The sequence below is a fragment of the Reyranella sp. genome (assembly GCF_965279625.1).
Taxonomy (GTDB): Bacteria; Pseudomonadota; Alphaproteobacteria; order Reyranellales; family Reyranellaceae; genus Reyranella.
On sequence record NZ_OZ257251.1, the window covers coordinates 1,187,534 to 1,213,367 of the forward strand.

The 25,834-nt window shown below is 64.2% G+C and carries 31 protein-coding genes; all 31 read right to left on the minus strand.

The genetic code is table 11. The annotated features are described in order from the left end of the window. Positions 1-112 precede the first annotated feature (112 nt). The 31 genes from ACQY78_RS05680 to rplJ all read right to left on the minus strand — a co-directional run bounded on the left by ACQY78_RS05680 (position 113) and on the right by rplJ (position 25,775). Complete coding sequence (locus ACQY78_RS05680) at positions 113-763, minus strand: adenylate kinase (protein WP_428683592.1); 651 nt, start codon at positions 761-763, stop codon at positions 113-115. Next, complete coding sequence (secY, locus tag ACQY78_RS05685) at positions 760-2,103, minus strand: preprotein translocase subunit SecY (protein ID WP_428683594.1); 1,344 nt, start codon at positions 2,101-2,103, stop codon at positions 760-762. Before secY ends, ACQY78_RS05680 begins: the two co-directional genes overlap by 4 nt. A 59-nt stretch (positions 2,104-2,162) precedes the next feature. Beyond that, positions 2,163-2,642, minus strand: a complete 480-nt coding sequence (gene rplO / locus ACQY78_RS05690; protein WP_425065036.1) for a 50S ribosomal protein L15 — start codon at positions 2,640-2,642, stop codon at positions 2,163-2,165. 31 nt (positions 2,643-2,673) lie between these two features. Then, complete coding sequence (rpmD, locus tag ACQY78_RS05695) at positions 2,674-2,868, minus strand: 50S ribosomal protein L30 (RefSeq protein WP_425065035.1); 195 nt, start codon at positions 2,866-2,868, stop codon at positions 2,674-2,676. An 11-nt stretch (positions 2,869-2,879) separates the two neighbouring features. Then, positions 2,880-3,464, minus strand: coding sequence for a 30S ribosomal protein S5 (gene rpsE / locus ACQY78_RS05700; RefSeq protein WP_298313435.1), 585 nt, complete (start codon positions 3,462-3,464; stop codon positions 2,880-2,882). Between the two features lie 14 nt (positions 3,465-3,478). Further along, on the minus strand, positions 3,479-3,841 hold the full coding sequence (gene rplR / locus ACQY78_RS05705; protein WP_425065034.1) for a 50S ribosomal protein L18: 363 nt from the start codon (positions 3,839-3,841) through the stop codon (positions 3,479-3,481). Between the two features lie 13 nt (positions 3,842-3,854). Then, positions 3,855-4,388 carry a 50S ribosomal protein L6 gene (gene rplF / locus ACQY78_RS05710; protein ID WP_428683598.1) on the minus strand — a complete coding sequence of 178 codons (534 nt, stop codon included), beginning with the start codon at positions 4,386-4,388 and terminating at the stop codon, positions 3,855-3,857. 2 nt (positions 4,389-4,390) lie between these two features. Continuing rightward, on the minus strand, positions 4,391-4,789 hold the full coding sequence (rpsH, locus tag ACQY78_RS05715; RefSeq protein ID WP_304847713.1) for a 30S ribosomal protein S8: 399 nt from the start codon (positions 4,787-4,789) through the stop codon (positions 4,391-4,393). A gap of 16 nt (positions 4,790-4,805) precedes the next feature. After that, complete coding sequence (rpsN, locus tag ACQY78_RS05720) at positions 4,806-5,111, minus strand: 30S ribosomal protein S14 (protein WP_428683600.1); 306 nt, start codon at positions 5,109-5,111, stop codon at positions 4,806-4,808. Between the two features lie 14 nt (positions 5,112-5,125). Further along, positions 5,126-5,668: a 50S ribosomal protein L5 gene (gene rplE, locus ACQY78_RS05725; protein WP_298313443.1), complete on the minus strand. Its 543-nt coding sequence runs from the start codon at positions 5,666-5,668 to the stop codon at positions 5,126-5,128. A gap of 11 nt (positions 5,669-5,679) precedes the next feature. Then, a complete protein-coding gene (gene rplX / locus ACQY78_RS05730; protein ID WP_425065030.1) occupies positions 5,680-6,003 on the minus strand; it encodes a 50S ribosomal protein L24 in 324 nt (107 codons plus the stop codon). Positions 6,004-6,005: 2 nt separating this feature from the next. Beyond that, a complete protein-coding gene (gene rplN, locus ACQY78_RS05735; protein ID WP_298313445.1) occupies positions 6,006-6,374 on the minus strand; it encodes a 50S ribosomal protein L14 in 369 nt (122 codons plus the stop codon). A gap of 18 nt (positions 6,375-6,392) precedes the next feature. Next, positions 6,393-6,641 (minus strand): 30S ribosomal protein S17, encoded by a 249-nt coding sequence (gene rpsQ / locus ACQY78_RS05740; protein WP_298313447.1) that lies wholly within the window; start codon positions 6,639-6,641, stop codon positions 6,393-6,395. Between the two features lie 10 nt (positions 6,642-6,651). Then, entirely contained in the window at positions 6,652-6,843 is a 192-nt protein-coding gene (gene rpmC / locus ACQY78_RS05745; protein WP_298313449.1) for a 50S ribosomal protein L29, read from the minus strand. A gap of 11 nt (positions 6,844-6,854) precedes the next feature. After that, a complete protein-coding gene (rplP, locus tag ACQY78_RS05750) occupies positions 6,855-7,274 on the minus strand; it encodes a 50S ribosomal protein L16 (protein WP_230552238.1) in 420 nt (139 codons plus the stop codon). 6 nt (positions 7,275-7,280) lie between these two features. Further along, complete coding sequence (rpsC, locus tag ACQY78_RS05755; protein WP_428683604.1) at positions 7,281-8,000, minus strand: 30S ribosomal protein S3; 720 nt, start codon at positions 7,998-8,000, stop codon at positions 7,281-7,283. Next, positions 8,000-8,386 carry a 50S ribosomal protein L22 gene (gene rplV, locus ACQY78_RS05760; protein WP_020695011.1) on the minus strand — a complete coding sequence of 129 codons (387 nt, stop codon included), beginning with the start codon at positions 8,384-8,386 and terminating at the stop codon, positions 8,000-8,002. Before rplV ends, rpsC begins: the two co-directional genes overlap by 1 nt. A 6-nt stretch (positions 8,387-8,392) precedes the next feature. Then, positions 8,393-8,671 (minus strand): 30S ribosomal protein S19, encoded by a 279-nt coding sequence (gene rpsS, locus ACQY78_RS05765; protein WP_304847675.1) that lies wholly within the window; start codon positions 8,669-8,671, stop codon positions 8,393-8,395. 10 nt (positions 8,672-8,681) lie between these two features. After that, positions 8,682-9,512, minus strand: coding sequence for a 50S ribosomal protein L2 (gene rplB, locus ACQY78_RS05770; protein ID WP_425065028.1), 831 nt, complete (start codon positions 9,510-9,512; stop codon positions 8,682-8,684). Positions 9,513-9,528: 16 nt separating this feature from the next. Next, the gene (locus ACQY78_RS05775; protein WP_298313459.1) at positions 9,529-9,852 is read right to left on the minus strand and encodes a 50S ribosomal protein L23; all 324 of its coding nucleotides are present in this window, start codon (positions 9,850-9,852) and stop codon (positions 9,529-9,531) included. Further along, positions 9,849-10,469: a 50S ribosomal protein L4 gene (gene rplD / locus ACQY78_RS05780; RefSeq protein ID WP_428683608.1), complete on the minus strand. Its 621-nt coding sequence runs from the start codon at positions 10,467-10,469 to the stop codon at positions 9,849-9,851. Before rplD ends, ACQY78_RS05775 begins: the two co-directional genes overlap by 4 nt. Positions 10,470-10,479: 10 nt before the next feature. Continuing rightward, a complete protein-coding gene (rplC, locus tag ACQY78_RS05785; RefSeq protein WP_428683610.1) occupies positions 10,480-11,202 on the minus strand; it encodes a 50S ribosomal protein L3 in 723 nt (240 codons plus the stop codon). A 28-nt stretch (positions 11,203-11,230) separates the two neighbouring features. Next, positions 11,231-11,545 (minus strand): 30S ribosomal protein S10, encoded by a 315-nt coding sequence (gene rpsJ / locus ACQY78_RS05790; protein WP_068198221.1) that lies wholly within the window; start codon positions 11,543-11,545, stop codon positions 11,231-11,233. Positions 11,546-11,581: 36 nt separating this feature from the next. After that, on the minus strand, positions 11,582-12,772 hold the full coding sequence (gene tuf, locus ACQY78_RS05795) for an elongation factor Tu (RefSeq protein WP_428683612.1): 1,191 nt from the start codon (positions 12,770-12,772) through the stop codon (positions 11,582-11,584). A gap of 27 nt (positions 12,773-12,799) precedes the next feature. Continuing rightward, positions 12,800-14,905, minus strand: a complete 2,106-nt coding sequence (gene fusA, locus ACQY78_RS05800) for an elongation factor G (RefSeq protein WP_428683614.1) — start codon at positions 14,903-14,905, stop codon at positions 12,800-12,802. Positions 14,906-14,941: 36 nt separating this feature from the next. After that, positions 14,942-15,412 carry a 30S ribosomal protein S7 gene (gene rpsG / locus ACQY78_RS05805; RefSeq protein ID WP_422012797.1) on the minus strand — a complete coding sequence of 157 codons (471 nt, stop codon included), beginning with the start codon at positions 15,410-15,412 and terminating at the stop codon, positions 14,942-14,944. A 16-nt stretch (positions 15,413-15,428) separates the two neighbouring features. Continuing rightward, positions 15,429-15,800, minus strand: coding sequence for a 30S ribosomal protein S12 (rpsL, locus tag ACQY78_RS05810; RefSeq protein WP_298313471.1), 372 nt, complete (start codon positions 15,798-15,800; stop codon positions 15,429-15,431). A gap of 432 nt (positions 15,801-16,232) precedes the next feature. After that, complete coding sequence (gene rpoC / locus ACQY78_RS05815) at positions 16,233-20,405, minus strand: DNA-directed RNA polymerase subunit beta' (protein ID WP_428683617.1); 4,173 nt, start codon at positions 20,403-20,405, stop codon at positions 16,233-16,235. 54 nt (positions 20,406-20,459) lie between these two features. Further along, on the minus strand, positions 20,460-24,629 hold the full coding sequence (gene rpoB, locus ACQY78_RS05820) for a DNA-directed RNA polymerase subunit beta (RefSeq protein ID WP_428683619.1): 4,170 nt from the start codon (positions 24,627-24,629) through the stop codon (positions 20,460-20,462). A gap of 192 nt (positions 24,630-24,821) precedes the next feature. Next, on the minus strand, positions 24,822-25,193 hold the full coding sequence (gene rplL / locus ACQY78_RS05825; protein WP_422012790.1) for a 50S ribosomal protein L7/L12: 372 nt from the start codon (positions 25,191-25,193) through the stop codon (positions 24,822-24,824). 54 nt (positions 25,194-25,247) lie between these two features. Then, entirely contained in the window at positions 25,248-25,775 is a 528-nt protein-coding gene (gene rplJ, locus ACQY78_RS05830; RefSeq protein ID WP_428683621.1) for a 50S ribosomal protein L10, read from the minus strand. Positions 25,776-25,834 lie beyond the last annotated feature (59 nt).

Genomic DNA, 25,834 nt, shown 5'->3' on the forward strand with positions numbered 1-25,834 from the left:
TCCTTCAAAGACTTATGGCGCGCTCGCGCGCGCCCGTCACATATTCCGCTGGCCCCGGAAAAGCGCGCGATTATAGGTATCCGCACCCCCGAGTCAATGGAACTCACCCTTGTCAAGTCCCCGCCAGAACTCCTGCGATCTGGCGGTAAACCTCGTCCATCGCGGCCATCCCGTCGACCTTCCGAAGCACCCCGCGGGCGCTGTAGTAGGGCAACAAGGGCTCGGTCTGAGCCCTGTAGGCAGCCATACGAGTCTTCATAGTCTCTGCATTATCATCCTTGCGGCGCGTGAACTCCGTCGACCCGCAGACGTCGCACACCCCGTCGACCTTCGGCCGCTTGAACTTATCGTGGTAGCCCGCCCCGCACTTGGCGCAGGAGAAGCGGCCGACGATGCGCTCGGTCAGCGCCTTTTCATCGACTTCCATCTCGATCACCCGGTCGAGCTCCTTGCCCGATTCGGCCAGCATCTTGTCCAGCGCTTTGGCCTGGGCCTCGGTCCGCGGGAACCCGTCCAGGATGAAACCCTGTGCGCAGTCCGGCTGGGCGATACGGTCGCGGATCAGGCCCACCATCAGCTCGTCGGGGACCAGTTCACCCCGTTCCATGATGCCCTTGGCCTTCTGCCCGAGTTCGCTACCCGAAGCGACGGCCGCGCGTAGCATGTCGCCGGTTGAAAGCTGGATCAGCCCCCGCTCCTGCTGCAGCCGCTGGGCCTGCGTCCCCTTGCCGGCACCCGGCGGTCCGAGAAGAATGATGTTCATCGGCCCTTGCCCCGCAGCCGGGCCTTCTTGATGAGCCCCTCATATTGGTGGGCGAGCAGATGCGCCTGCACCTGGGTCACCGTATCGAGCGTGACGGACACCACGATCAGGAGGCTGGTGCCGCCGAAGTAGAAGGGCACACCGCCGCGGGCGATCAACAGCTCCGGCAGGATACAGACAGCCGAGAGGTAGAGCGCTCCGATGACCGTGAGCCGGTTCAGGATGTACTCAAGATATTCGGCCGTGTTCTTGCCCGGGCGAATGCCCGGAATGAACCCGCCGTTCTTCTTCAGGTTGTCAGCCGTGTCGACAGGATTGAACACAACCGTCGTGTAGAAGAAGCAGAAGAAGACAATCAGGCCGATATAGGCAATCAGATAGGCCGGCTGCCCGTGGCCGAGATGGGTCGAGAACCACTGGATCCAGCCCGGCTCGCCCGTGCCCTGGAAGGACGCGATGGTCGCCGGGAACAGCAGCAGCGAAGAGGCGAAGATCGGCGGAATGACGCCAGCCGTATTGATCTTGAGCGGCAGATGCGAGGCCTCGCCGCCATACATGCGGTTGCCAACCTGGCGCTTGGGATACTGGACGACGATTCGTCTCTGCGCGGTCTCGACGAAGACGACCACCGCCACGACGAGCACGATGCCGATGATCAGGGCGATGATGAACAGCGCCGACAGGGCTCCGGTACGACCGAGCTCGAGGGTCTGCACCAGGGCGTCCGGAAGGGCCGCCACAATGCCGGCAAAGATGATCAGGGACACGCCGTTGCCGACGCCACGGGCCGTGATCTGCTCGCCCAGCCACATCAGGAACAGCGTCCCACCGACCAGCGTCACGATGGTGACGAAGCGGAAGAAGACGCCCGGATCGATCACGACGGGCCCGGCCGAGGCGACCTGACTCTCAAGTCCGACTGCGATTCCGTAGGCCTGGAAGGTCGCCAGGACCACCGTACCATAGCGAGTATACTGGTTGATCTTCTTGCGGCCGGCCTCGCCTTCCTTCTTCAGCGCCTCGAGCGACGGCACGACCGTCGTCAGGATCTGCATGATGATGGACGCCGAGATGTACGGCATGATGCTGAGCGCGAGCACCGACATGCGTCCGATCGACCCGCCGGAAAACACATCGAGCAAGCCGGCGATACCGCCGGCATTCTGCTTGAAGATCTCGGCCAGGGCGGCCGGATCGACACCAGGGACCGGAATATAAGCGCCGACACGGAAGACGACGAGCGCGGCCACGGTGAACCACAGTCGCTTCTTCAGCTCGGTCGCCCTACCGATCGAACCCCAGTTCAGGTTAGATGCAAGTTGCTCGGCGGCGGATGCCATGGAACCTCACGCGTGAACGACACAAGGGGGAAACGACGCCCCCGTTGACGCCGTCCGGTTCAGGCCGCGTCGGCGACGGGCTTGGGCGGCAGTTCGACCTTACCACCGACTTTCTCGACCGCGGCAATCGCCGACGCCGAAGCGCCCGCGACCTTCACGTCGATCTTGGTCGTCAGCTCGCCCTTGCCAAGAAGACGGACACCGTCCGCGGCATTCTTGATCAGGCCGGCGGCGATCATCGCCTCGGCGTCGATCAGCTTGCCGGCGTCGAGCTTCTTGTCGTCGATCGCCTTCTGCAGCGTGCCCAGGTTGATCACCTGCCAGGTCTTCTGGTGGGGCGGACGGAAACCGCGCTTGGGGATGCGCCGGTAAAGCGGCATCTGGCCGCCCTCGAAGCCCTTGATGGCGACGCCCGTACGCGACTTCTGGCCCTTGACGCCACGACCTGCGGTCTTGCCCTTGCCGGAGCCGATACCGCGGCCGACGCGCATGCGTCCCTTGCGGGCGCCCGGATTGTCGGAGATCTGGTTCAGTCTCATGGTCTTTTACCTCCGCGCCACAGCCCTGGGGCTAGCGCGTTTCCTCTTCGACGCGCACGAGATGGCGCACCTTGTTGATCATGCCGCGCACTTCCGGCGTATCCACGAGCTCGCGGGTACGGTGGCGCTTGTTCAAGCCCAGGCCGATCAGCGTTCCGCGCTGGTCTTCCGTGCGGCCAATATGGCTGCCGGTCTGGGTGATCTTGATGGTCTTGCCCTGGGCCATGGTCCGCTTCCTTAAGCCGCCGCTTCGGCGGTGGTCTCGTCGCGACGGCCCAGCAGGTCACCGACCTTCTTGCCGCGGCGCGTCGCCACCATGCGCGGCGAGTTGAGCTGGTCGAGCGCCTTGAAGGTCGCCTTGATCATGTTGTGCGGGTTGGACGTGCCGACGGACTTGGCCACGATGTCCTTGATTCCCAAGGTTTCGAAGATGGCGCGCATCGGGCCGCCGGCGATGATGCCGGTACCTGCCGGAGCCGCGCGCAGCGTCACCTTGCCGGCGCCGAAGCGACCTTTCACGTCGTGGTGCAGCGTGCGTCCGTCGCGCAGCGGCACGCGGATCAGACCACGCTTGGCGGCTTCCGTCGCCTTGCGGATCGCTTCCGGAACCTCGCGGGCCTTGCCGGCACCGTGACCGACACGACCACGCTGGTCGCCGACGACGACGATGGCGGCGAAAGCGAAGCGACGACCACCCTTCACGACCTTCGCGACGCGATTGATCGTGACGAGCTTGTCAGTCAGTTCATTGTCCTCGTCGCGGTCACGGGGCCGATCGCGATCGCGAGGGGAACGGCCGGAACCACCGGGTGAACGAGCCATATTCTAACTCCCGATCAGAACGACAGGCCGCCCTCACGGGCGGCATTGGCCAGCGCAGCGATGCGGCCATGATACGTGTAGCCACCGCGGTCAAAGACGACTTCCTTGACACCGGCCGCAACGGCGCGAGCGGCAATCAGCTTGCCGACTTCGGCCGCTGCGCCCTTGTCGGCGCCGGTCTTGAGCGAGCCCCGGACGTCCTTGTCGAGCGTCGAGGCAGCGGCCAGGGTGACGCCCTTCCGGTCGTCGATGACCTGGGCGTAGATGTGCTTGCCCGAGCGGAAGACGCTGAGGCGTGGACGGCCGTTGCTGGCCTGGCGCAGCGCGTAGCGCGTGCGCCGCTGGCGACGGGCGAAAAGAGCATTGCGGTCGGACATGATTCTCTCGCCTCTACTTCTTCTTGCCTTCCTTGCGCCGGATCGTCTCAGTCGAGTACTTGATGCCCTTACCCTTGTAGGGCTCGGGCGGACGCAGGCTGCGGATCTCGGCCGCAATCTGGCCCACACGCTGACGATCGGAACCCGATATCTCGATCTCGGTCGGCTTGAGCGCCTTGATCTGGATACCGGCCGGAATGGGAATCTCGACATCGTGGCTGAAGCCGAGCTGCATCTTCAGCATCTTGGCGTCGGCCGCGGCGCGGTAACCCACGCCGTTGATCTCGAGGTTGATGGTGAACCCGTCGGAAACGCCGCGAATGACGTTGCTCGCCAGGTTCCGCGCCGTGCCCCACTGCATGCGGGCGCGGCGGCTGTCGTTACGCGGCTTGAAGACCAGTCCCTCGCCTTCCTTGGCGATGGACACGTCGTCATGGACGACGAGCTGGAGCTCTCCCCGCTTGCCCTTGGCCTTGAGATGCTGGCCCTTGAGCTCGATGGTGACACCGGCCGGAATGACGACCGGATTTTTGCCGACGCGCGACATGCTCAGAACACCTTGCAGATGACTTCGCCGCCGACATTGGCGGCACGCGCCTCGGCGTCGGACATGACACCGCGCGGCGTGGACAGGATCGAGATGCCCAGCCCGTTGAAGTGGCGCGGCAGCTCGCGGATCTTGGAGTAGACGCGACGTCCCGGCGTGGAGACACGCTTGATCTCCTTGATGACCGGACGGCCATTATCGTACTTCAGTTCGATCCGGAGTTCCCGGACGCCCGGCCGAAGCTCTTCCTCGAACCAGCCGCGGATATAGCCCTCGCGCTGGAGCACGTCGAGCACGCTGGAGCGGAGCCGCGAAGCCGGCGCCGTCACGCTCTCGAGGCGCGCCGACTGGCCGTTACGGATGCGGGTCAGCAAATCGCCGACGGGATCTGTCATCGCCATGGTCTACGGTCCCCGTTTACCAGCTCGACTTCACGACGCCGGGCAGAGCGCCCAGCGACGCGAGCTGACGCAGCGCAATGCGCGACAGCTTGAACTTGCGGTACACGGCCCGCGGACGGCCCGTGAGTTCGCACCGGTTGCGCACCCGCGTCGGCGAGGAATTGCGCGGCAGTTCCGCCAGCTTGAGGCGGGCCCCGAAACGCTCTTCCGGCGTCAACTTATCGTCGACCGCCATTGCCTTCAGCCTGGCGCGCTTGCCGGCGAATTGCTTCGCCATCTTAGCGCGACGGTTGTTCTTCTCGATCGAACTCGTCTTGGCCATGTGTTTCTCCGGCCTCAGTTCACGAACGGGAAGTCGAATGCGCGGAGAAGCGACCTTGCTTCCGCGTCCGTCTTCGCAGTCGTGCAGATGATGATGTCCATACCGCGCACCTGATCGACCTTGTCGTAGTCGATCTCGGGGAACACGATCTGTTCCTTCAGGCCCATGGCGTAGTTGCCATTGCCGTCGAACGACTTGCCGTTGAGCCCGCGGAAATCGCGAACACGCGGCAGGGCGATCGTGATCAGGCGATCGATGAACTCGTACATGCGGTCGCGGCGCAGCGTGACCTTGGCGCCGATCGCCATGCCCTCGCGCAGCTTGAAGGTCGCGATCGACTTGCGCGACCGGGTGATCACAGGCTTCTGGCCGGTAATCGCCGTGAGGTCGGCCACGGCGCCATCGACGGCCTTGCGGTCGTTGACCGCCTCGCCGACGCCCATGTTGATGACGATCTTGTCCAGCTTCGGCACCTGGAACGAGTTCTGGTAGGAGAACTCCTTCGTCAGCGCCTCACGCACGGTCTTGATGTAGTGTTCTTGCAGACGCGCGGGCATGGCCCGTTCTCCTAGCGGTCGATGGTCTCGCCGGAGGCACGCGCGATGCGCACCTTGCGGCCGTCTTCAAGGAACCGGAAGCCGACTTTCGTCGGCTTATCCGATTTGGGATCCAGCAGGGCCACGTTGGAGACGTGGATCGTGGCCTCGCGTTCGATGATTCCGCCGGCTTCCGCGCGGCTCGGCTTGGTGTGGCGCTTGATCATGTTCACGCCGGAAACAATCACGCGGTTCTCCTTGGGAAGAACACGCAGGACGTCGCCTACCTTACCCTTGCTGCCACCGGTGATGACTTTCACCCGGTCGCCCTTCTTGATCTTGAGTTTAATTGCCATGGCTAGAGCACCTCAGGCGCAAGCGAGATGATCTTCATGAACTTCTTGGCGCGCAGCTCGCGCGTCACCGGTCCGAAGATACGGGTGCCGATCGGCTCGTCCTGCTTGCTGATGAGCACGGCGGCGTTGCGGTCGAAGCGGATCGCGCTGCCGTCCTGGCGGCGCAGCGCGAAGGAGGTGCGGACGACGACGGCACGATGCACCTCGCCCTTCTTCACCTTACCGCGCGGAATGGCTTCCTTGATCGACACTACGATCACGTCACCCACGCTGGCATACTTGCGGCGAGAGCCGCCCAGCACCTTGATGCACTGGACTCGACGGGCGCCCGAATTGTCGGCGACCTCGAGGTTGGTTCGCATCTGAATCATGTCTGTGCTCCGATCCGCCTAAGCCTTCGCGCCTTCGACAAGAACTTCCCAGCTCTTGGTCTTGGACAGCGGACGGCATTCGCGGATGCGCACGATTTCGCCGATCTTGCCCTTGTAGGCATTGGCCTCGTCGTGCGCGTGATACTTCTTCGACTTGCGAATGAACTTCTTGTAGATCGGATGCTGAATGCGGCGTTCGACCTTCACGACGATGGTCTTGTCCATCTTGTCGCTGACGACGACGCCTTCCAGGATACGCTTCGGCATTTCGTGCTCCTTAACCGGCGGCCTTTTCGCCCAGCACCGTCTTGATGCGGGCGATGTCGCGGCGCACCTGGCGCGCGCGGGCAGTCTTCTGCAGCTGGCCTCCAGCCTTCTGGAAACGCAGGTTGAACGCTTCCTTACGAAGGTTGCCGAGCTCGTTCTTCAGCTCGTCCTTGGTCTTGGGGCGCAGATCGATGGCCTTCATGTCCTTCTCCCTCAGCCTTCGGCGCCGACGCGGGAAACGAAGCGGGTCTTGATCGGCAGCTTGGCCGCACCGAGAGCCAGCGCTTCCTTGGCGATCGTGCCCGACACTCCCTCGAGCTCGAACAGGATGCGGCCCGGCTTCACGCGCGCCGCCCAGAACTCGGGCGCGCCCTTGCCGGAGCCCATGCGGACTTCGGCAGGCTTCTTAGACACCGGAACGTCCGGGAACACACGGATCCAGACGCGGCCGGCACGCTTCATGTGACGCGTGATGGCGCGGCGGGCCGCTTCGATCTGGCGCGCCGTCAGACGATCCGGCTCCATCGCCTTCAGCCCATAGGAGCCGAAGTCGAGGTTGAAGCCGCCCTTGGCAGCGCCGCTGATACGACCCTTGAAGGCCTTGCGGTACTTGGTGCGCTTGGGTTGCAGCATGATGGATTACGCGTCCCTCTGCTCGGTGCGCTCGACGCGCGCCGGCGTACGTTGCGGCGCGGCTTCCTCGGCGCGCTTGTCGTGCGCCATCGGGTCATGCGCCATGATCTCGCCCTTGAACACCCAGACCTTCACACCGCAGGTGCCGAAGGTCGTGAACGCGGTGGCGGTGCCATAGTCGACGTCGGCGCGCAGCGTGTGCAGCGGCACGCGACCTTCGCGGTACCATTCCATGCGGGCGATTTCCGAACCGCCGAGGCGTCCCGAGCAGTTGATCCGGATGCCGAGGGCGCCCAGGCGCATCGCCGACTGGACGGCGCGCTTCATCGCGCGGCGGAAGGCGACGCGGCGCTCGAGCTGCTGGGCGATGTTCTCCGCGATCAGCGTGGCATCGATCTCGGGCTTGCGGATCTCGACGATGTTGAGGGCCACTTCGCCCTTCGTCATCTTGGCGAGATCGCCGCGCAGCTTCTCGATGTCGGCGCCCTTCTTGCCGATCACCACGCCCGGACGGGCGGTGTGGATCGTCACGCGGGCGCGCTTGGCCGGCCGCTCAATGATGATCTTCGCGACGCCGGCCTGGGCCAGCCGCTCGCGCAGCACCTTGCGGATATGGATGTCCTCATGGAGCATCTTCGCGTATTCGGCGCCTTCGGCGTACCAGCGCGAGTCCCAGGTACGGTTGATCCCGAGCCGCAGGCCGATCGGATTGACCTTCTGACCCATTACTTGTCCTCCGCCTCGGCGCGCTCACGCACCACGATGGTGAGATGAGCGAACGGCTTGACGATACCCGCAGCCCGGCCGCGGCCGCGCGTCTGGAACCGCTTCATGACCAAACCCTTGCCGACCGACGCCTCGGCGACGACCAGACGGTCGACATCGAGGTTGTGGTTGTTCTCGGCGTTGGCGATGGCCGAATTCAGGGCCTTCTTCACGTCGCGGGCGATCCGCTTCTTGGAGAAGGTGAGCTCGTTGACCGCAGTCGCGGCCTTCTTGCCACGGATCGTGGCGGCCACGAGGTCGAGCTTGCGCGGGCTGATGCGCACGGCGCGCAGGACAGCCTTTGCTTCATTGTCCGCCTCACGGCGGGGAGCGGATGGCTTGCTCATCGCGCGTTAATCCTTCGACACTTTCTTGTCACCGGCATGGCCGGTGAAGGTGCGGGTCGGCGAGAATTCGCCGAGCTTGTGACCGACCATTTCCTCGGTGACGTTCACCGGGATGAACTTCTTGCCGTTGTAGACGCCGAACGTCAGACCGACGAACTGCGGCAGGATCGTCGAGCGACGCGACCACGTCTTGATCACTTCGCTGCGGATGTTCCCGCGCGACTTCTCGGCCTTCTTGATCAGGCTGCCTTCAACGAAGGGGCCCTTCCAAACGGAGCGTGCCACTGTCTATCTCCTAGCGCGTCGCATGCCGGCGGCGGATGATCATCTTGTCCGTCGCCTTGTTCTTGCGGGTCTTCTTGCCCTTGGTCGGCTTGCCCCACGGCGTCACCGGATGACGGCCACCCGAGGTGCGGCCTTCGCCGCCGCCGTGCGGATGATCGACCGGGTTCATGACCACGCCGCGAACCGTCGGGCGACGGCCGAGCCAACGCTGGCGTCCGGCCTTACCGATGACGATGTTCTGGTTGTCGGGGTTCGACACTGCACCCACGGTGGCCAGGCACTCGCCCGGCACCAGTCGCAGCTCGCCCGAGCTCAACTTGATCTGCGCATAGCCCGCGTCCTTGCCGACGAGCTGGGCGTAGTTGCCGGCAGAGCGCGCCAGCTGGCCGCCGCGGCCCTTCTTCAGCTCGACGTTATGCACGATCGTACCGACCGGCATGTTGGCGAGCGGCATGGCATTGCCCGGCTTGATGTCGACGCGCTCGCCCGAGACGATCTCGTCGCCCGCCTTCAGGCGCTGCGGCGCCAGGATGTAGGCCAGTTCGCCGTCGGCGTACTTAACCAGCGCGATGAACGCCGTGCGGTTCGGGTCGTACTCCAGGCGCTCCACCGTCGCAGCGACGTCGAACTTGCGACGCTTGAAGTCGATGATGCGCAGCCGGCGCTTATGACCGCCACCCATGTGATGGCTGGTGATGTGGCCGTGATTGTTACGGCCGCCGGTGTTCGACTTGCCGCGCGTCAGCTCCTTTACCGGCTTGCCCTTCCAGAGGCCGGTACGGTCGACGATGACCAGCTGTCGCAGGGACGGCGTGATCGGCTTAAATGTCTTCAAGGCCATTTTTCTGTCTCCCGTCCTACAGGCCCGTGGTCACGTCGATCTTGTGACCCTCGACCAGCGAGACGATCGCCTTCTTCCAGTCGCTCCGCACGCCGGGACGGCCGCGGAATACCTTGCTCTTGCCCTTGACCGTGACGGTGTTGACCGCCTTGACCTTGACCTTGAACAGACCTTCGATGGCCTGCTTGATCTCGGGCTTGGTCGCATCGGCCGCGACCTTGAAGGTCACCTGGCTGTGCTCCGAACCGTTGGTCGTCTTCTCGGTGATCAGCGGCGCACGAATCACTTCGTACATACGCAGGCGCGAGACGGTTTGGGGGATGTACCGCTTGGCGCTCATTGCAGACGCTCCTCGAGGTGCTTCACGGCATCCTTGGTGAGCACCAGCGTATCGCGGCGCAGGATGTCGTAAACGTTTGCTCCCTGCTGCGGCAGCACATCGACATGGGCGATGTTGGCCGCCGCGCGGGCGAAGTTCGTGTCGATCTCGGCGCCGCCGATGATCAGGGCGCTGGTCAGGCCCAGGGCGCCGAAGTGGCCTTTGAGCTGGGCAGTCTTCGGCTCAGCCAGCGCGGCGGCATCGACGACGATCAGCTTGCCTTCGGCCGCCTTGGCCGACAGCGCGGTGCGCAGCGCGAGCTTGCGAACCTTCTTGGGCAGGTCGCTGGCGTGGCTGCGAACGACCGGACCGAACGCCTTGCCGCCGCCACGAAACTGCGGGGCCGCCTCGTTACCGTGACGGGCGCGACCGGTGCCCTTCTGGGCATACATCTTCTTGGCCGTCGCCGTGATCTCGGAGCGACCCTTGGTCTTGTGCGTGCCCTGCTGACGGTGCGACAGCTGCCACACGACGCAACGCTGCAGGATGTCCTTGCGGACGGGAACGGCGAATACCGCGTCGGCGAGATCGATCTCGCCGGCGCTGCCGCCTTCAATGGTCTTGACCGCGATCTTCATGATCTGATCCTTAAGCCTGCGGAGCGGCTTCAGCCGCCGGAGCCGCCGCCTCGGCAGCAGCCTTGCGCAGGCCGGCCGGGTACGGAGCATCCTTGTGACGGGCGCGCTTGGAGGCGTCCTTGACGATGATGTAGCCATTGGCCGGGCCCGGAACCGCGCCGGAAACCAGCAGCAGACCCTTTTCGTCGTCGACGGCGACGACCTTAAGGTTCTGCGTGGTCACCCGCTCGTTGCCGTAGTGGCCAGCCATCTTCTTGCCCGGGAAGGTACGGCCCGGATCCTGGCGGTTACCGGTCGAACCATGCGAGCGGTGCGAAACCGACACGCCGTGGCTGGCCTCGAGGCCGTGGAAGTTCCAGCGAACCATCGAGCCGGTGAAGCCGCGGCCGATCGTGGTGCCGACGACATCGACGAACTGGCCCGGCACGAAATGGCTGGGCACCAGCTCCGCGCCGACTTCGAGGACCGCGTCCTTGGCGACCCGGAACTCGACGAGCTTCTTCTTCGGCTCGACCTTGGCCTTGGCGAAGTGACCGCGCATCGGCTGGGTCACATTCTTCACCTTGGCCTTGCCGTAGCCGAGCTGCACAGCGGTGTACTTGTCCTTCTCTTCCGAGCGGACAGCAACAACCTGCAGCTGATCCACCTTCAGAACGGTGACGGGAACATGCTCCCCGGCGTCGTTGAAGACGCGGGTCATGCCGACCTTCTGGGTGACGAGACCGCAACGCATGGTCTTCTTCCTTCTTTCCTGGTCCGCTCTAGGCGCCGAGCTTGATTTCGACGTCCACGCCGGAGGCGAGGTCGAGCTTCATCAGCGCGTCCACGGTCTGCGGCGTCGGGTCGACGATATCGAGCACGCGCTTGTGCGTACGGATCTCGAACTGCTCGCGCGACTTCTTGTCGATGTGCGGCGAGCGGTTGACCGTGAACTTCTCGATTCCGGTCGGCAGCGGAATGGGCCCGCGCACCTGCGCGCCCGTCCGCTTGGCCGTGCTCACGATCTCGCTGGTCGACGAATCGAGCACGCGATGATCGAAGGCCTTCAGCCGGATCCGGATGTTTGTGTTGTCCATGGCCATGATGTTCGCCTTGTCGCGTCGGTTACGTTTTTACTTTACGACTTTGGTGACGACGCCGGCGCCGACGGTGCGTCCGCCCTCGCGGATGGCGAAGCGCAGGCCCTCGTCCATGGCGATCGGCTGGATCAGCTCGACCACCAGCCGCGCATTGTCGCCCGGCATCACCATCTCCGTGCCTTCCGGCAGCGTCACCACGCCCGTCACGTCCGTCGTCCGGAAGTAGAACTGCGGCCGGTAGTTCGTGAAGAACGGCGTGTGACGGCCGCCCTCTTCCTTCGTCAGGATGTACGCTTCCGCCTCGAAGTTCGTGTGCGGCGTGATCGCGCCCGGCTTCGACAGAACCTGCCCGCGCTCCACGTCCTCACGGCCCACGCCGCGCAGCAGCGCACCGATATTGTCGCCCGCCTCGCCCGAGTCCAGCAGCTTGCGGAACATCTCGACGCCCGTAACCGTCGTCTTCGTCGTGGCCTTCAGGCCCACGATCTCGACTTCCTCGCCGACCTTCACGATGCCGCGCTCGACGCGACCCGTCACCACCGTGCCGCGGCCCGAGATCGAGAACACGTCCTCGATCGGCATCAGGAACGGCTTGTCCTTGTCGCGCGCAGGCTGCGGAATGTACTTGTCGACCTCTTCCATCAGCTTCAGAACCGCCTGCTCGCCCAGCTCGGGGTTCTTGTCTTCCAGCGCCATCAGCGCCGAGCCACGCACCACCGGAAGGTCGTCGCCCGGGAACTGGTAGCTCTTCAGCAGCTCGCGCACTTCCAGCTCGACCAGGTCCAGAAGCTCCGGATCGTCGACCATGTCGCACTTGTTCATGAACACCACCAGCGCCGGAACGCCCACCTGGCGCGCCAGCAGGATGTGCTCGCGCGTTTGCGGCATCGGGCCGTCGGCCGCCGAAACCACCAGGATCGCGCCGTCCATCTGCGCCGCACCCGTGATCATGTTCTTCACGTAGTCGGCATGGCCCGGGCAGTCCACGTGCGCGTAGTGACGGTTCGCCGTCTCGTACTCGACATGCGCCGTCGAGATCGTGATGCCGCGCTCGCGCTCTTCCGGAGCCTTGTCGATCTGGTCGTAGGCCGTGAACGTCGCGCCACCCGTCTTCGCCAGGATCTTCGTGATCGCAGCCGTCAGCGACGTCTTGCCATGATCGACGTGACCGATCGTTCCGATGTTGCAGTGCGGCTTGTTCCGCTCAAACTTTGCCTTCGACATGTTCGTCTTCCTTACTTCAATCGTTTGTTAGCCAGCCAGCTTGGCGACGACCTTGTCGGCCTCGGCCTGCGGCACAGGTGCGTAGTGGTCGAATGTCATGCTGTAGGCCGCGCGCCCCTGCGTCATGGAACGCAGCGTGTTCACGTAGCCGAACATGTTGGCCAGCGGCACCATCGCGTCGATGACCTGCGCGTTGCCACGGGCATTCATGCCCTGGATCTGGCCGCGGCGGCTGTTCAAGTCGCCGATGCAGTCGCCCATGTAGTCGTCGGGCGTCACAACTTCGACCTTCATGATCGGCTCGAGCAGCTTGCACTGCGCCTTCGCCAGACCTTCCTTGAACGCCGCCCGGGCGGCGATTTCGAAGGCGAGCACGCTCGAGTCGACGTCATGGTAGTTGCCGTCGGTCAGCGTGACCTTGAAGTCGATCACCGGGAAGCCGGCGAGAACGCCGGTCTCACGTGACGCTTCGAGGCCCTTTTCAACGCCCGGAATGAATTCCTTGGGAATCGAACCGCCAACGATCTTGTTCTCGAACGAGTAGCCCGATCCGGCTTCGCCCGGCTCGAAGGTCAGCTTCACGCGGGCGAACTGCCCCGAACCGCCGGACTGCTTCTTGTGGGTATAGTCGATCTCGGCCTTGCGGCCCAGTGTCTCGCGATAGGCGACCTGCGGGGCGCCGACATTGGCGTCGACCTTGTAGGTACGGCGCAGGATGTCGACCTTGATCTCGAGATGGAGCTCGCCCATGCCCTTGATGACGGTCTGACCGGTTTCCTGGTCGGTCGAAACGCGGAACGTCGGATCTTCCTGGACCAGTCGGCCCAGCGCCTGGCCGAGCTTCTCCTGGTCGGCCTTCGACTTCGGCTCGATGGCGAGCTCGATGACGGGATCCGGAAAGTCCATGCGCTCGAGGATCACGGCGTTCTCGGGATCGCATAGCGTGTCGCCGGTGGTGACGCTCTTGAGGCCGGCCAGGGCGATGATGTCGCCAGCGCGGGCTTCCTTCACGTCTTCGCGGTCGTTGGCATGCATGAGCAGCATGCGGCCGATGCGTTCCTTGCGGTCCTTGGTGCTGTTCAGCACGCCGGTCGCAGACTGGAGCACGCCCGAGTAGACGCGGGCGAAGGTGAGCGAGCCCACGAAGGGATCGGTCATGATCTTGAAGGCGAGCGCGGACATCGGCGCATCGTCGCTCGACGGCAGCGTGATCGGCTCGTCGGTGCCCATCTTCACGCCCTTGACGTCCTCGACGTCGGTCGGCGCCGGCAGATAGTTCACCACGGCATCGAGCATGGGCTGCACGCCCTTGTTCTTGAAGGCCGAGCCGCACAGGATCGGCACGAACGCGTAGTTGATCGTGCCCTTGCGGATGCACTTGATCAGCGTGTCGTAGTCGGGCTCCTCGCCGTCGAGGAACTTCTGCATCGCATCATCGTCCTGCTCGACGGCCATATCGAGCAGCTTGGCGCGGTATTCCGCCGCCTTTTCCTTCATGTCGGCAGGGATCTCGACGACTTCGAACTTCGCGCCGAGCGTCTCTTCCAGCCAGATGATCGCCTTGTTGGCGACCAGGTCGACTAGGCCCTTGTACTCGCCCTCGGAGCCGATCGGGAGCTGCGTCACCAGCGGCTTGGCGCCCAGGCGATCAACGATCATGTCGACGGTGCGATAGAAGTTCGCGCCCGTGCGGTCCATCTTGTTGACGAAGCAGATGCGCGGCACGCCGTACTTGTCGGCCTGGCGCCACACCGTCTCGGACTGCGGCTCGACGCCGGCCACCGAGTCGAACACGCAAACGGCACCGTCGAGAACGCGCAGCGAACGCTCGACCTCGATCGTGAAGTCGACGTGGCCAGGCGTGTCGATGATGTTGACGCGGTAGTTGATGCCGGCGTTCGGGCCAGACTCAACCGTCCAGAAGCAGGTCGTCGCGGCGGACGTGATCGTGATGCCGCGCTCCTGCTCCTGCTCCATCCAGTCCATCGTCGCGGCGCCGTCGTGGACTTCGCCGATCTTATGCGACTTGCCGGTATAGTACAGGATGCGCTCGGTCGTCGTGGTCTTGCCGGCATCAATGTGCGCCATGATGCCGATGTTGCGGTAGTGCGCGATGGGGGTCGTGCGAGCCATGGAGAGGGGCTTTCTAGGAAAAGGCCTGGAGTTCGCTTACCAGCGGTAGTGAGCGAACGCCTTGTTGGCGTCGGCCATCTTGTGAGTGTCCTCGCGCTTCTTCACCGCGTTGCCGCGGCGATTGAAGGCGTCGAGCAGCTCGGCGGAGAGCTTCTCGGTCATGCTGTGGCCCGAGCGATCGCGCGCGGCCTGGATGATCCAGCGGATCGCCAGCGCCTGGCGGCGCTCCGGACGAACTTCCACGGGAACCTGATAGGTGGCACCGCCGACGCGGCGCGAGCGGACTTCGACGGCCGGCTTCACGTTCTCCAGCGCCTCGTGGAAGGCGGGGACCGGATCCTGCTTCAGCTTGGCCTCGACCTCGTCGAGAGCGCCATACACGATGTGCTCGGCGACCGACTTTTTGCCACGCTCCATCAGCGTGTTCATGAACTTGCTGAGGACGATATCGCCGAACTTTGCATCCGGCAGAACGACACGCTTTTCAGCTGCGCGACGACGGGACATGCTCTTCCTCCCCGTCCTACTTCGGACGCTTCGCGCCGTACTTCGAACGGCGTTGCTTGCGGTCCTTGACACCCTGCGTATCGAGGGTGCCGCGAATGATGTGGTAACGAACGCCCGGAAGGTCCTTCACGCGACCACCGCGGATCATGACCACCGAATGCTCCTGCAGATTGTGACCCTCGCCCGGGATGTAGCTCACCACCTCGTAGGCGTTGGTGAGACGAACCTTGGCAACCTTACGCAGCGCCGAGTTCGGCTTCTTAGGAGTCGTCGTATAGACGCGGGTGCAAACACCGCGCTTCTGCGGGCAAGCCTCGAGCGCCGGCACCTTATTGTGAGCCTTCAGGCCCTGGCGCTGCTTGCGGATCAACTGGTTAATAGTCGGCATTGATTTCCGGTTTCCTTAACGCCGTCTCGGGTCCGCCCAACATCGACGCAAAGACACAAAGCAATTGCGCGGGCATAGCGGCTAAAGCGCAGCCCCGCGCGAAAAGTTACTTTGTGGCCTAATGGCCTGACTTGTAGCGGTCCTCGGCGTCAGGCTGCGTTTTGGCTTACGCCAACCACCAGCCCCTCCGACGAGGTGGCGCGCTTATATGGCCGCTGTTCCTAGGCGTCAAGCACGCGACGCCGCTTTTCGCATTGATATCGTTGGATATTTCTGAGTCGCGGGATTCTGACTCGTTCCTGACTCGCATCCTCCGAAGGGCGCAAGAATCTAACAACCATATCTGGTGGTATTGCGGCAGCGAGGCCACAATCGAAGAAGGCCGCCCCCTTCCGAGGACGGCCTTCCCAGTTACTCGCTCAACGGCCGGGATCAGTCGGCCGCGCGCTCTTCCTCGAGCGTCGGGACCGGCAGGTCCTCGCCTTCCACGCCGGCGGCCAGGATCGCCCGGTCGCGCTGGGCGGCGATCGCCTTGAGACGGTTCACGACTCCGCCAGTACCCGCCGGGATCAGACGGCCGACGATGACGTTCTCCTTCAGCCCCTGCAGGGTGTCGACACGGCCGCCGACCGCTGCCTCCGTCAGCACCCGGGTGGTCTCCTGGAAGGAGGCCGCCGAGATGAAGGACTTGGTCTGCAGCGACGCCTTGGTGATGCCGAGCAGCACCGGATCGGCCTTCGCAGGCTTCAGTTTCTCGGCGAGGATCTTGGCGTTCTCCACTTCGAACTCCGCCTTGTCGATCTGTTCGCCGATCAGGAAGGTCGTATCGCCAGCCTCGGTGATCTCGACCTTCTGCAGCATCTGACGCGCGATCGTCTCGATGTGCTTGTCGTTGATCTTCACACCCTGCAGTCGATAGACCTCCTGGATCTCGTTCACGAGGTACTCGGCCAGCTTCTCGATACCCAGCACGCGCAGGATGTCGTGCGGCACCGGGTTGCCATCGATCAGCAGATCGCCGCGCTCCACATAGTCGCCTTCCTGGACGGCGATGCGCTTGCCCTTCGGGATCAGGTACTCGACAGGCTCCGCGCCCTCGCCTTCCGGCACGATCAGGACGCGACGCTTGTTCTTGTAGTCCTTGCCGAACTCGATGCGGCCCGAGATGTCGCAGATGATCGCGAAATCCTTGGGCTTGCGCGCCTCGAACAGCTCCGCCACGCGCGGCAGACCGCCCGTGATGTCGCGGTTCTTGCCGCCCTCGCGCGGGATACGCGCGAGGATGTCGCCGGCATTGACGTCCTGCCCGTTCTCGACCGAAAGCACCGAGTCGAGGGACAGCAGGTACCGGGCCTCCTGACCGTTGGCCAGCATGATCGGATTGCCGTCCGCACCGTGGATGGCGATGCGCGGACGCAGGTCGCCGCCGCGCGGCTGCCCCTTCCAGTCGACCACGACCCTGTTCGAGATGCCCGTCGAGTCGTCGATCACCTCGCGCATCGACACGCCCTCGACGAGATCGACATAGACCGCCTTACCCGCCTTTTCGGTGATGATCGGCAGGGTGTAGGGATCCCATTCGGCGAGCTTCTGGCCCTTCGTAACGAGGGTGTCGCTGTCGACCAGCAGGCGCGCACCGTACGGAACGCGATGCTTAGCCCGCTCGCGCTGCGTGCCGTCGATCAACACCAGCTCGGTATTGCGGCCCATGACGACCGGCACGCCCGAGCTGTTGATCACGACGTTGCGGTTGCGCACCTGGATGGTGCCGTCGTGGCTGGCTTCGATGTTCGACTGCTCCGCGCCGCGCTGCGCGGCGCCGCCGATGTGGAAGGTACGCATCGTGAGCTGCGTTCCCGGCTCGCCGATCGACTGGGCGGCGATGACGCCCACCGCCTCGCCGATGTTGACCGGAGTACCACGCGCCAAATCACGGCCGTAGCACTTGCCGCAGACGCCGATCTTGGTGTCGCAGGTCAGTACAGACCGGATGCGAAGCTCCTCGATGCCGGCCTTGTCGATCAGCTCGACCTTGACCTCGTCGATGAGTTCGCCGGCCTTGCTGATCACCACGCCCGTCAGCGGATCGACGATGTCGTCCAGCGCCGTGCGTCCGAGGACCCGCTCGGAGAGCGGCTCGATCACATCGCCGCCGTCGACGACCGCGCGCATCGTGAGGCCGCGCTCGGTGCCGCAATCCTCTTCGAGGATGATGCAGTCCTGCGCCACGTCCACGAGACGCCGCGTCAGGTAACCCGAGTTCGCCGTCTTCAGCGCCGTGTCGGCCAGTCCCTTGCGGGCACCGTGGGTGGAGTTGAAGTACTCCAGCACGGACAGGCCTTCCTTGAAGTTCGACAGGATGGGCGTCTCGATGATCTCGCCCGAGGGCTTGGTCATCAGACCGCGCATGCCCGCGAGCTGCTTCATCTGCGTCGCCGAACCGCGCGCGCCGGAATGGGCCATCATCCACACCGCGTTGACGGGCTTGCCCGGCGCCGGCGTCGAGATGCCCTTCATCATTTCCTCGGCGACCCGGTCCGAGCAACGCGACCAGGCGTCGACGACCTTGTTGTACTTCTCGCCGGAGGTGATCAGGCCGTCCTGGTACTGCTGCTCGTATTCCTTCACTTCCTTGTTGGTCTGGGCGACCAGCTTCACCTTGGCGGTGGGAATGACGAGGTCGTCCTTGCCGAACGAGATGCCGGCGCGGCAGGCGTGATAGAAGCCGAGACCCATCAGGCGATCGGCGAAGATCACCGTCTCCTTCTGACCGCAGTGGCGGTAGACGGAGTCGATGACGTTCTGCAGGTCCTTCTTGGTCAGCAGGCGGTTGATCAGCGAGAACGGCAGGTTCTCGTGCTTGGGCAGGATCTGCGCCAGCAGGATGCGGCCCGGCGTGGTCTCGACGACGCGCTTGGCGAACACGCCCTTTTCGTCGTAGGCCTCCAGACGCATCTTGATGCGCGCATGCATCGAGAGCGTGCGGCTGTGCAGGGCATGCTCCAGTTCGCCGATCTCGGAGAACAGCGAGCCTTCGCCCGGCTCGCCCTCACGCTCCAGCGTGATGTAGTAGATGCCGAGTACGATGTCCTGCGACGGCACGATGATCGGCTTGCCCGACGCCGGCGACAGGATGTTGTTGGTCGACATCATCAGCACGCGCGCTTCGAGCTGGGCTTCCAGCGACAGCGGCACGTGGACCGCCATCTGGTCACCGTCGAAGTCCGCGTTGAAGGCGGTGCAGACCAGCGGATGGAGCTGGATCGCCTTGCCTTCGATGAGCACCGGCTCGAACGCCTGGATGCCCAGGCGATGCAGCGTCGGCGCACGGTTCAGCAGCACGGGATGCTCGCGGATGACTTCCTCGAGGATGTCCCACACTTCAGGCCGCTCCTTCTCGACCATCCGCTTGGCGGCCTTGATGGTGTTGGCCATGCCGTAGTTCTGCAGCCGCGAGTAGATGAACGGCTTGAACAGCTCGAGCGCCATCTTCTTCGGCAGGCCGCACTGGTGCAGCTTGAGTTCCGGACCGACCACGATGACCGAGCGGCCCGAGTAGTCGACGCGCTTGCCGAGCAGGTTCTGACGGAAGCGGCCCTGCTTGCCCTTCAGCATGTCGCTCAGCGACTTCAGCGGGCGCTTGTTCGCGCCGGTGATGACGCGGCCGCGACGGCCGTTGTCGAACAGGGCGTCGACCGACTCCTGCAGCATGCGCTTCTCGTTGCGCACGATGATGTCGGGCGCGCGCAGCTCCATCAGGCGCTTCAGGCGGTTGTTGCGATTGATGACGCGGCGGTAGAGGTCGTTCAGGTCCGAGGTCGCGAAGCGGCCGCCGTCGAGCGGCACCAGCGGGCGCAGCTCGGGCGGGATCACCGGAACCAGCTCGAGGATCATCCACTCCGGACGGGCGCCGGACTCGATGAAGTTCTCGCAAAGCTTCAGCCGCTTCACGAGCTTCTTGCGCTTGGCCTCCGACGTGGTCTCACGCAGCTCCTCGCGCAAGCGCGGACGCTCCTCGTTGAGGTCGATCGCCTGCAGCATCCCGCGGATCGCCTCGGCGCCGATCTCGGCCTCGAAGGAGCCCTCGCCGTACTCGTCGAGCGCGTTGAGGTACTGCTCTTCGTTCAGCAGCTCGCGGTACTTGAGCGGCGTCAGGCCGGGATTGCTGACGACGTAGTTCTCGAAATACAGAATGCGCTCGAGGTCGCGCAGCGTCATGTCGAGCAGCAGTCCAATGCGGCTCGGCAGCGACTTCAGGAACCAGATGTGCGCCACCGGCGAGGCCAGTTCGATGTGGCCCATGCGCTCGCGGCGCACCTTGGTGAGGGTCACCTCGACGCCGCACTTTTCGCAGGTGATGCCGCGGAACTTCATGCGCTTGTACTTGCCGCACAGGCACTCGTAGTCCTTGATCGGCCCGAAGATGCGGGCGCAGAACAGGCCGTCACGCTCCGGCTTGAACGTACGGTAGTTGATGGTCTCCGGCTTCTTGATCTCGCCGTGGCTCCACGTGCGGATGCGCTCGGGGCTGGCGATCGAGATGCGGATCTCGTCGAAGGTCGGGGTGCCCTGCGGCTGGCCCAGTACGTTGATAAGGTCGGTCATTGTTGTCCTACTGTTCTGTGGACGTAATTCTCGAAGTCGGGAGGCCGATCACCCTCAGGTGATCGACTGGTTCAATTCGACGTTGAGGCCGAGGGAGCGCAGCTCCTTGACCAGCACGTTGAAGGATTCGGGGATGCCCGCCTCGAACGTGTCGTCGCCGCGCACGATGGCCTCGTAGACCTTGGTGCGGCCGGCCACGTCGTCCGACTTGACGGTGAGGATCTCCTGCAGCGTGTAGGCGGCGCCGTAGGCCTCCAGCGCCCACACTTCCATCTCGCCGAAGCGCTGTCCGCCGAACTGCGCCTTGCCGCCCAGCGGCTGCTGGGTGACCAGGCTGTACGGTCCGATCGAACGCGCGTGGATCTTGTCGTCCACGAGATGGTGCAGCTTCAGCATGTAGATGTAGCCGACGGTCACCTTGCGGTCGAACGGCTCGCCGGTGCGGCCGTCGACCAGGGTGACCTGGCCGGACCGGTCGAGACCGGCCATCTCCAGCATCTCGACGATGTCGGGCTCGTGCGCGCCGTCGAACACCGGCGACGCAAAGGGCACGCCCTTGCTCAGGTTGCGGGCGAGCTCGATCGTCTGCTCGTCGCTGAGATCGGCGATGTCGGCCTTGAAGCTCTTCTCGCCATAAATCTCGCGCAGCTGCTTCTTGATCTGGACCACCGACACCTCGCGGGCGTCCTCGAGCATCTTGCCGATCTTCTTGCCGAGACCCGACGCGGCCCACCCGAGATGGGTCTCGAGGATCTGACCGACGTTCATGCGCGACGGCACGCCGAGCGGGTTGAGCACGATGTCGACCGGGCCGCCCTCCTCTAGGTACGGCATGTCCTCGAGCGGCATGATGCGCGAGATGACGCCCTTGTTGCCGTGACGGCCGGCCATTTTGTCGCCCGGCTGCAGCTTGCGCTTGGTTGCGACGAAGACCTTGACCATCTTCATCACGCCCGGCGGCAGCTCGTCGCCGCGCTGCAGCTTGTCGACCTTGCTGTCGAACCGGTCCTGCAGGCGCTTCATCGACTCGTCGAACTGCTTGTTCAACGCCTCGATCTCGGCCTGCTTCTTGTCCGCCTTGACGGCGATCTGGCGCCACTGGCCAGGCGTGTACTCGCCCAGCACGTTGTCGGCGATCTTGGTGCCCGGCTTCAGGCCCTTGAGGCCACCGGCGACCACCTGGTTCATCAGCATTTCCTGGAGCTGGCTGTAGAAGCTGCGCTCGAGGATGGCCTTTTCGTCGTCACGGTCCTTGGCGAGACGCTCGATCTCGTCACGCTCGATGGCCAGCGCGCGCTCGTCCTTGTCGACGCCGCGGCGATTGAAGACGCGGACCTCGACGACGGTGCCTTCGACGCCCGGCGGCACCTTCAGCGACGTGTCGCGCACGTCCGCGGCCTTCTCGCCGAAGATGGCCCGCAGCAGCTTCTCTTCCGGAGTCATCGGGCTCTCGCCCTTGGGCGTCACCTTGCCGACCAGGATGTCGCCCGCCTTCACCTCGGCGCCGATATAGACGATGCCCGCCTCGTCGAGGTTCTTGAGAGCCTCCTCGCCGACGTTCGGGATGTCGCGGCTGATCTCTTCCTGGCCGAGCTTGGTGTCGCGGGCCATGACCTCGAACTCCTCGATGTGGATCGAGGTGAAGACGTCATCGCGCACGATGCGCTCGGAGAGGAGGATCGAGTCCTCGAAGTTGTAGCCATTCCACGGCATGAACGCGACGAGCACGTTGCGGCCGAGCGCGAGCTCGCCGTTCTGCGTCGACGGTCCGTCGGCCACGATGTCACCCTTCTTCACATGGTCGCCGACCCTGACGAGCGGCTTCTGGGTGATGCAGGTGCTCTGGTTGGAACGCTGGAACTTCAGCAGATTGTAGATGTCGACCGCCGGCCGGTTCGGGCCGACATCGTCCGTCGCGCGCACCACGATACGCATCGCGTCCACCTGGTCGACGATGCCGGTGCGACGCGCCGAGATGGCGACGCCCGAGTCGCGGGCCACCACCTCTTCCATGCCGGTACCGACCAGCGGCGATTCGGCCTGGATGAGCGGCACCGCCTGGCGCTGCATGTTCGAGCCCATCAGCGCGCGGTTGGCGTCGTCGTTCTCGAGGAACGGGATCAGCGCCGCGGCGACCGACACGATCTGCTTGGGCGAGACGTCGACGAAATCGATCGTCTCCGGCCGGCCGAGGATGTACTCGCCGCCCTTGCGGCACTGCACCAGCTCCGACACGAACTTGCCCTTGGCGTCGATCTCGGCGTTGGCCTGGGCGACCGTATAGCGGCCCTCCTCCATCGCGGAAAGATAGACGACCTCGTCGGTCACGTGACCGCCCGAAACCTTGCGGTACGGGCTCTCGATGAAGCCGTACTGGTTCACGCGGGCATAGGTCGCCAGCGAGTTGATCAGGCCGATGTTCGGGCCTTCCGGCGTCTCGATCGGGCAGATGCGGCCATAGTGCGTCGGATGCACGTCGCGCACCTCGAAGCCGGCGCGCTCGCGGGTCAGACCGCCCGGTCCAAGCGCCGAGAGACGACGCTTGTGGGTGACTTCCGACAGCGGGTTGGTCTGGTCCATGAACTGCGAGAGCTGCGAGGAACCGAAGAACTCGCGCACCGCAGCCGCCGCCGGCTTGGCGTTGATGAGGTCGTGCGGCATCACCGTGTCGATGTCGATCGAGCTCATGCGCTCGCGGATCGCCCGCTCCATGCGCAGCAGGCCGACACGATACTGGTTCTCCATCAGCTCACCGACCGAGCGGACGCGGCGGTTGCCGAGATGGTCGATGTCGTCGATCTCGCCCCGCCCGTCCTTCAGCCCGTGCAGGACCTTGACGACCGCGAGAATGTCCTCACGCCGCAGCGTGCGCTGCGTGTCGGGCACGTTCTCGAAATCGAGGCGCATGTTCATCTTCACGCGGCCGACCGGCGACAGGTCGTAGCGGTCGATGTCGAACAGCAGGCCCTGGAACAGGGTCTCGGCCTGCTCGAGCGTCGGCGGCTCGCCCGGACGCATGACGCGGTAGATGTCGAGCAGCGCTTCTTCGCGGTTCGAGTTCTTGTCGGCGGCCAGCGTATTGCGGATGTAGGGGCCAACATTGACGTGGTCGATGGCCAGGGTCGGCAGCAGGTCGATCCCGTTCTCGTCGAACATCTCGAGCACGGCCTCGGTGATTTCCTGGCCGGCTTCGACGTAGATCTCGCCCGTCTTTTCGTTGATGACGTCGAGCGCGGCGTAGCGGCCGATCAGCTCCTCGGCCGAAACGCGGACTTCAGTCAGGCCGGCTTCCTTGAGCTTGTTGAGCAGGCGCGGCGTCATCTTGGTGCCAGCCTCGGCGACGGACTTGCCGGTCTTCCCGTTCACCAGGTCGTGCGTCAGCTTCACGCCGCGCATCGACTCGGAGTCGAACGGCGTGTTCCAGCCGTCCTTGTCGCGCGTATAGACGACCTGACCGTAGAACGCCGACAGGATCTCCTCCGGCGACAGGCCCTGGGCCTCGGACGGGTCGAGCGTCTGGCCCTTGGCAATCGCGGCCGTGCGCTTCTTCCAGGTGGCGTCGTTGTCCAGCGCCAGCAGCAGCGTCGTCACCGGGATCTTGCGGCGACGGTCGATGCGGACGTGGATCAGGTCCTTGGCGTCGAACTCGAAGTCGAGCCACGAACCGCGATAGGGAATGATGCGGGCGGCGAACAGGTACTTGCCCGAGCTGTGGGTCTTGCCCTTGTCATGATCGAAGAAGACGCCCGGCGAACGGTGCATCTGCGAGACGATCACGCGCTCCGTGCCGTTCACGATGAAGGTGCCGTTGTCGGTCATGAGCGGCATGTCGCCCATGTAGACTTCCTGCTCCTTGATATCGCGGATCGAGCGCGAGCCGGCTTCCTCGTCGATGTCCCACACCACGAGCTGCAGCGTGACCTTGAGCGGAGCGGCATAGGTGATGCCGCGCTGCTGGCATTCCTCGACGTCGTACTTGGGCTCCTCGAACTCGTACTTCACGAATTCCAGGCTGGCGCGCTCGGCGAAGTCCTTGATCGGGAACACGCCGCGGAAGACTTCCTGAAGCCCCGACTGCGTGCGCTTGGGTGCCGGCGTGACGCGCTGAAGGAAGCTCTCGTACGAGCTCTTCTGAACCTCGATGAGGTTCGGCATCGGCGCCACCGATTCGATGTGGCCGAAGAAACGACGAATCCGTTTGCGCGTGTTGAAGGCCGTGGCCATCCTGCGTCCTCGAAGGTTCAAGGGCGGTGATAAACACCCGCTGCTTTCTCGGAGCTCCCGGCCCGCCAGCCGTTCGCCCCATCCGTTGCAGAGGGCCACTTGTCGGAACGGACCCCACAGGGAAGTCCGTTCGGAGAAGAGGCCCGAACGGGCCGGCCTCCCGAAGGAAGCCGGCCCGGCCGGTAAAATTTACTACTTGAGCTCGACCTTGGCGCCTTCGGCCTCGAGCTTCGCCTTGAGCTTCTCGGCATCGGCCTTCGGCACGCCTTCCTTGACCGCCTTCGGCGCGGCTTCGACCAGGTCCTTGGCTTCCTTGAGGCCGAGACCGGTGATCTCGCGGACAGCCTTGATGACGTTGATCTTCTTGTCGCCGGCGGCGGCGAGAACGACGGTGAACTCGTCCTTCACTTCAACCGGAGCAGCAGCGGCGCCAGCGGCCGCGGCGACCGCGACCGGAGCGGCGGCGCTGACGCCCCACTTCTCTTCCAGCAGCTTGCTGAGCTGAGCGGCCTCGAGGACCGTCAGGGCCGACAACTCTTCGACCAACTTCTCGAGATTAGCCATTTTAGTCTCCTGTAACCCGAACTTCGATAAACGTGATGTCGATTTGATAAAGACTTACGCTGCCTTCGCGTCGTCTTCCTTGGCTCCATAAGCCCCGAACACACGAGCCAGCTGACCGGCGGGCGCCACGAGCACGCCAGCGACCTTCGTCGCCGGGGCCTGCAGAAGACCGATGATCTTGCCGCGCAGAGCATCGAGAGACGGCAGGGTGGCGAGAGCCTGGACGCCTTCGACGTCCAATGTCTCACCATCCAGAGAACCGCCGACGATGGTCAGCTTTTCGTTGCCCTTGGCATAGGCCGCGACGACTTTCGCCGCTGCGACCGGATCCTTGGAATAGGCGATGGCGGTCGGTCCCGTAAACATGGGGCCGAGCGCCGTGAAGGGCGTGCCCTCGAGGGCACGCAGCGTGAGCCGATTCTTCGTGACCTTGTAGCTTGCGCCGGCTGCCCTGATCTTGCGACGCAGGTCCGTCACTTCCTGGACGGTCAAACCTGACTGGCGGGTAACCACCATCAGGTTGGCGTCCTTGAAGATCTGGTTCAGCTCGACGATCGCTTCGGCCTTTTCCGAACGATTCACGGCTTTCTCCAACTATGGTCCAACCCGGAGGATCCGGATCGGACCGGCTGCGTTACAGA

Bases quoted from the DNA above. Each gene is read 5' to 3' on its own strand.
- rplP (WP_230552238.1), bottom strand. From the start codon at position 7,274: ATGCTGCAACCCAAGCGCACCAAGTACCGCAAGGCCTTCAAGGGTCGT.
- rplB (WP_425065028.1), bottom strand. From the start codon at position 9,512: ATGGCCTTGAAGACATTTAAGCCGATCACGCCGTCCCTGCGACAGCTG.
- rplR (WP_425065034.1), bottom strand. From the start codon at position 3,841: ATGTCCGACCGCAATGCTCTTTTCGCCCGTCGCCAGCGGCGCACGCGC.
- rpmD (WP_425065035.1), bottom strand. From the start codon at position 2,868: ATGGCCCAGGGCAAGACCATCAAGATCACCCAGACCGGCAGCCATATT.
- secY (WP_428683594.1), bottom strand. From the start codon at position 2,103: ATGGCATCCGCCGCCGAGCAACTTGCATCTAACCTGAACTGGGGTTCG.
- tuf (WP_428683612.1), bottom strand. From the start codon at position 12,772: ATGTCGAAGGCAAAGTTTGAGCGGAACAAGCCGCACTGCAACATCGGA.
- rplN (WP_298313445.1), bottom strand. From the start codon at position 6,374: ATGATTCAGATGCGAACCAACCTCGAGGTCGCCGACAATTCGGGCGCC.
- fusA (WP_428683614.1), bottom strand. From the start codon at position 14,905: ATGGCTCGCACGACCCCCATCGCGCACTACCGCAACATCGGCATCATG.
- rpsE (WP_298313435.1), bottom strand. From the start codon at position 3,464: ATGGCTCGTTCACCCGGTGGTTCCGGCCGTTCCCCTCGCGATCGCGAT.
- rpsC (WP_428683604.1), bottom strand. From the start codon at position 8,000: ATGGGTCAGAAGGTCAATCCGATCGGCCTGCGGCTCGGGATCAACCGT.
- rpoB (WP_428683619.1), bottom strand. From the start codon at position 24,629: ATGGCCACGGCCTTCAACACGCGCAAACGGATTCGTCGTTTCTTCGGC.
- rplX (WP_425065030.1), bottom strand. From the start codon at position 6,003: ATGGCAATTAAACTCAAGATCAAGAAGGGCGACCGGGTGAAAGTCATC.
- rpsH (WP_304847713.1), bottom strand. From the start codon at position 4,789: ATGGCGATGACAGATCCCGTCGGCGATTTGCTGACCCGCATCCGTAAC.
- rplV (WP_020695011.1), bottom strand. From the start codon at position 8,386: ATGAGCAAGCCATCCGCTCCCCGCCGTGAGGCGGACAATGAAGCAAAG.
- rpsL (WP_298313471.1), bottom strand. From the start codon at position 15,800: ATGCCGACTATTAACCAGTTGATCCGCAAGCAGCGCCAGGGCCTGAAG.
- rpmC (WP_298313449.1), bottom strand. From the start codon at position 6,843: ATGAAGGCCATCGATCTGCGCCCCAAGACCAAGGACGAGCTGAAGAAC.
- rplF (WP_428683598.1), bottom strand. From the start codon at position 4,388: ATGTCGCGCGTCGGCAAAAATCCGGTCGTCATTCCGGCCGGTGTCACC.
- rplC (WP_428683610.1), bottom strand. From the start codon at position 11,202: ATGCGTTGCGGTCTCGTCACCCAGAAGGTCGGCATGACCCGCGTCTTC.
- rplD (WP_428683608.1), bottom strand. From the start codon at position 10,469: ATGAAGATCGCGGTCAAGACCATTGAAGGCGGCAGCGCCGGCGAGATC.
- rpoC (WP_428683617.1), bottom strand. From the start codon at position 20,405: ATGACCGACCTTATCAACGTACTGGGCCAGCCGCAGGGCACCCCGACC.
- rpsQ (WP_298313447.1), bottom strand. From the start codon at position 6,641: ATGCCGAAGCGTATCCTGGAAGGCGTCGTCGTCAGCGACAAGATGGAC.
- rplO (WP_425065036.1), bottom strand. From the start codon at position 2,642: ATGAGACTGAACCAGATCTCCGACAATCCGGGCGCCCGCAAGGGACGC.
- rplE (WP_298313443.1), bottom strand. From the start codon at position 5,668: ATGCCCGCGCGTCTGCAAGAACACTACATCAAGACCGTGCGTGAGGCG.
- rpsG (WP_422012797.1), bottom strand. From the start codon at position 15,412: ATGTCCCGTCGTCGCGCAGCTGAAAAGCGTGTCGTTCTGCCGGATGCA.
- rpsJ (WP_068198221.1), bottom strand. From the start codon at position 11,545: ATGGACAACACAAACATCCGGATCCGGCTGAAGGCCTTCGATCATCGC.
- ACQY78_RS05775 (WP_298313459.1), bottom strand. From the start codon at position 9,852: ATGAGCGCCAAGCGGTACATCCCCCAAACCGTCTCGCGCCTGCGTATG.
- rplL (WP_422012790.1), bottom strand. From the start codon at position 25,193: ATGGCTAATCTCGAGAAGTTGGTCGAAGAGTTGTCGGCCCTGACGGTC.
- rpsN (WP_428683600.1), bottom strand. From the start codon at position 5,111: ATGGCCAAGACGAGTTCGATCGAGAAGAACAACCGTCGCGCTAAGATG.
- ACQY78_RS05680 (WP_428683592.1), bottom strand. From the start codon at position 763: ATGAACATCATTCTTCTCGGACCGCCGGGTGCCGGCAAGGGGACGCAG.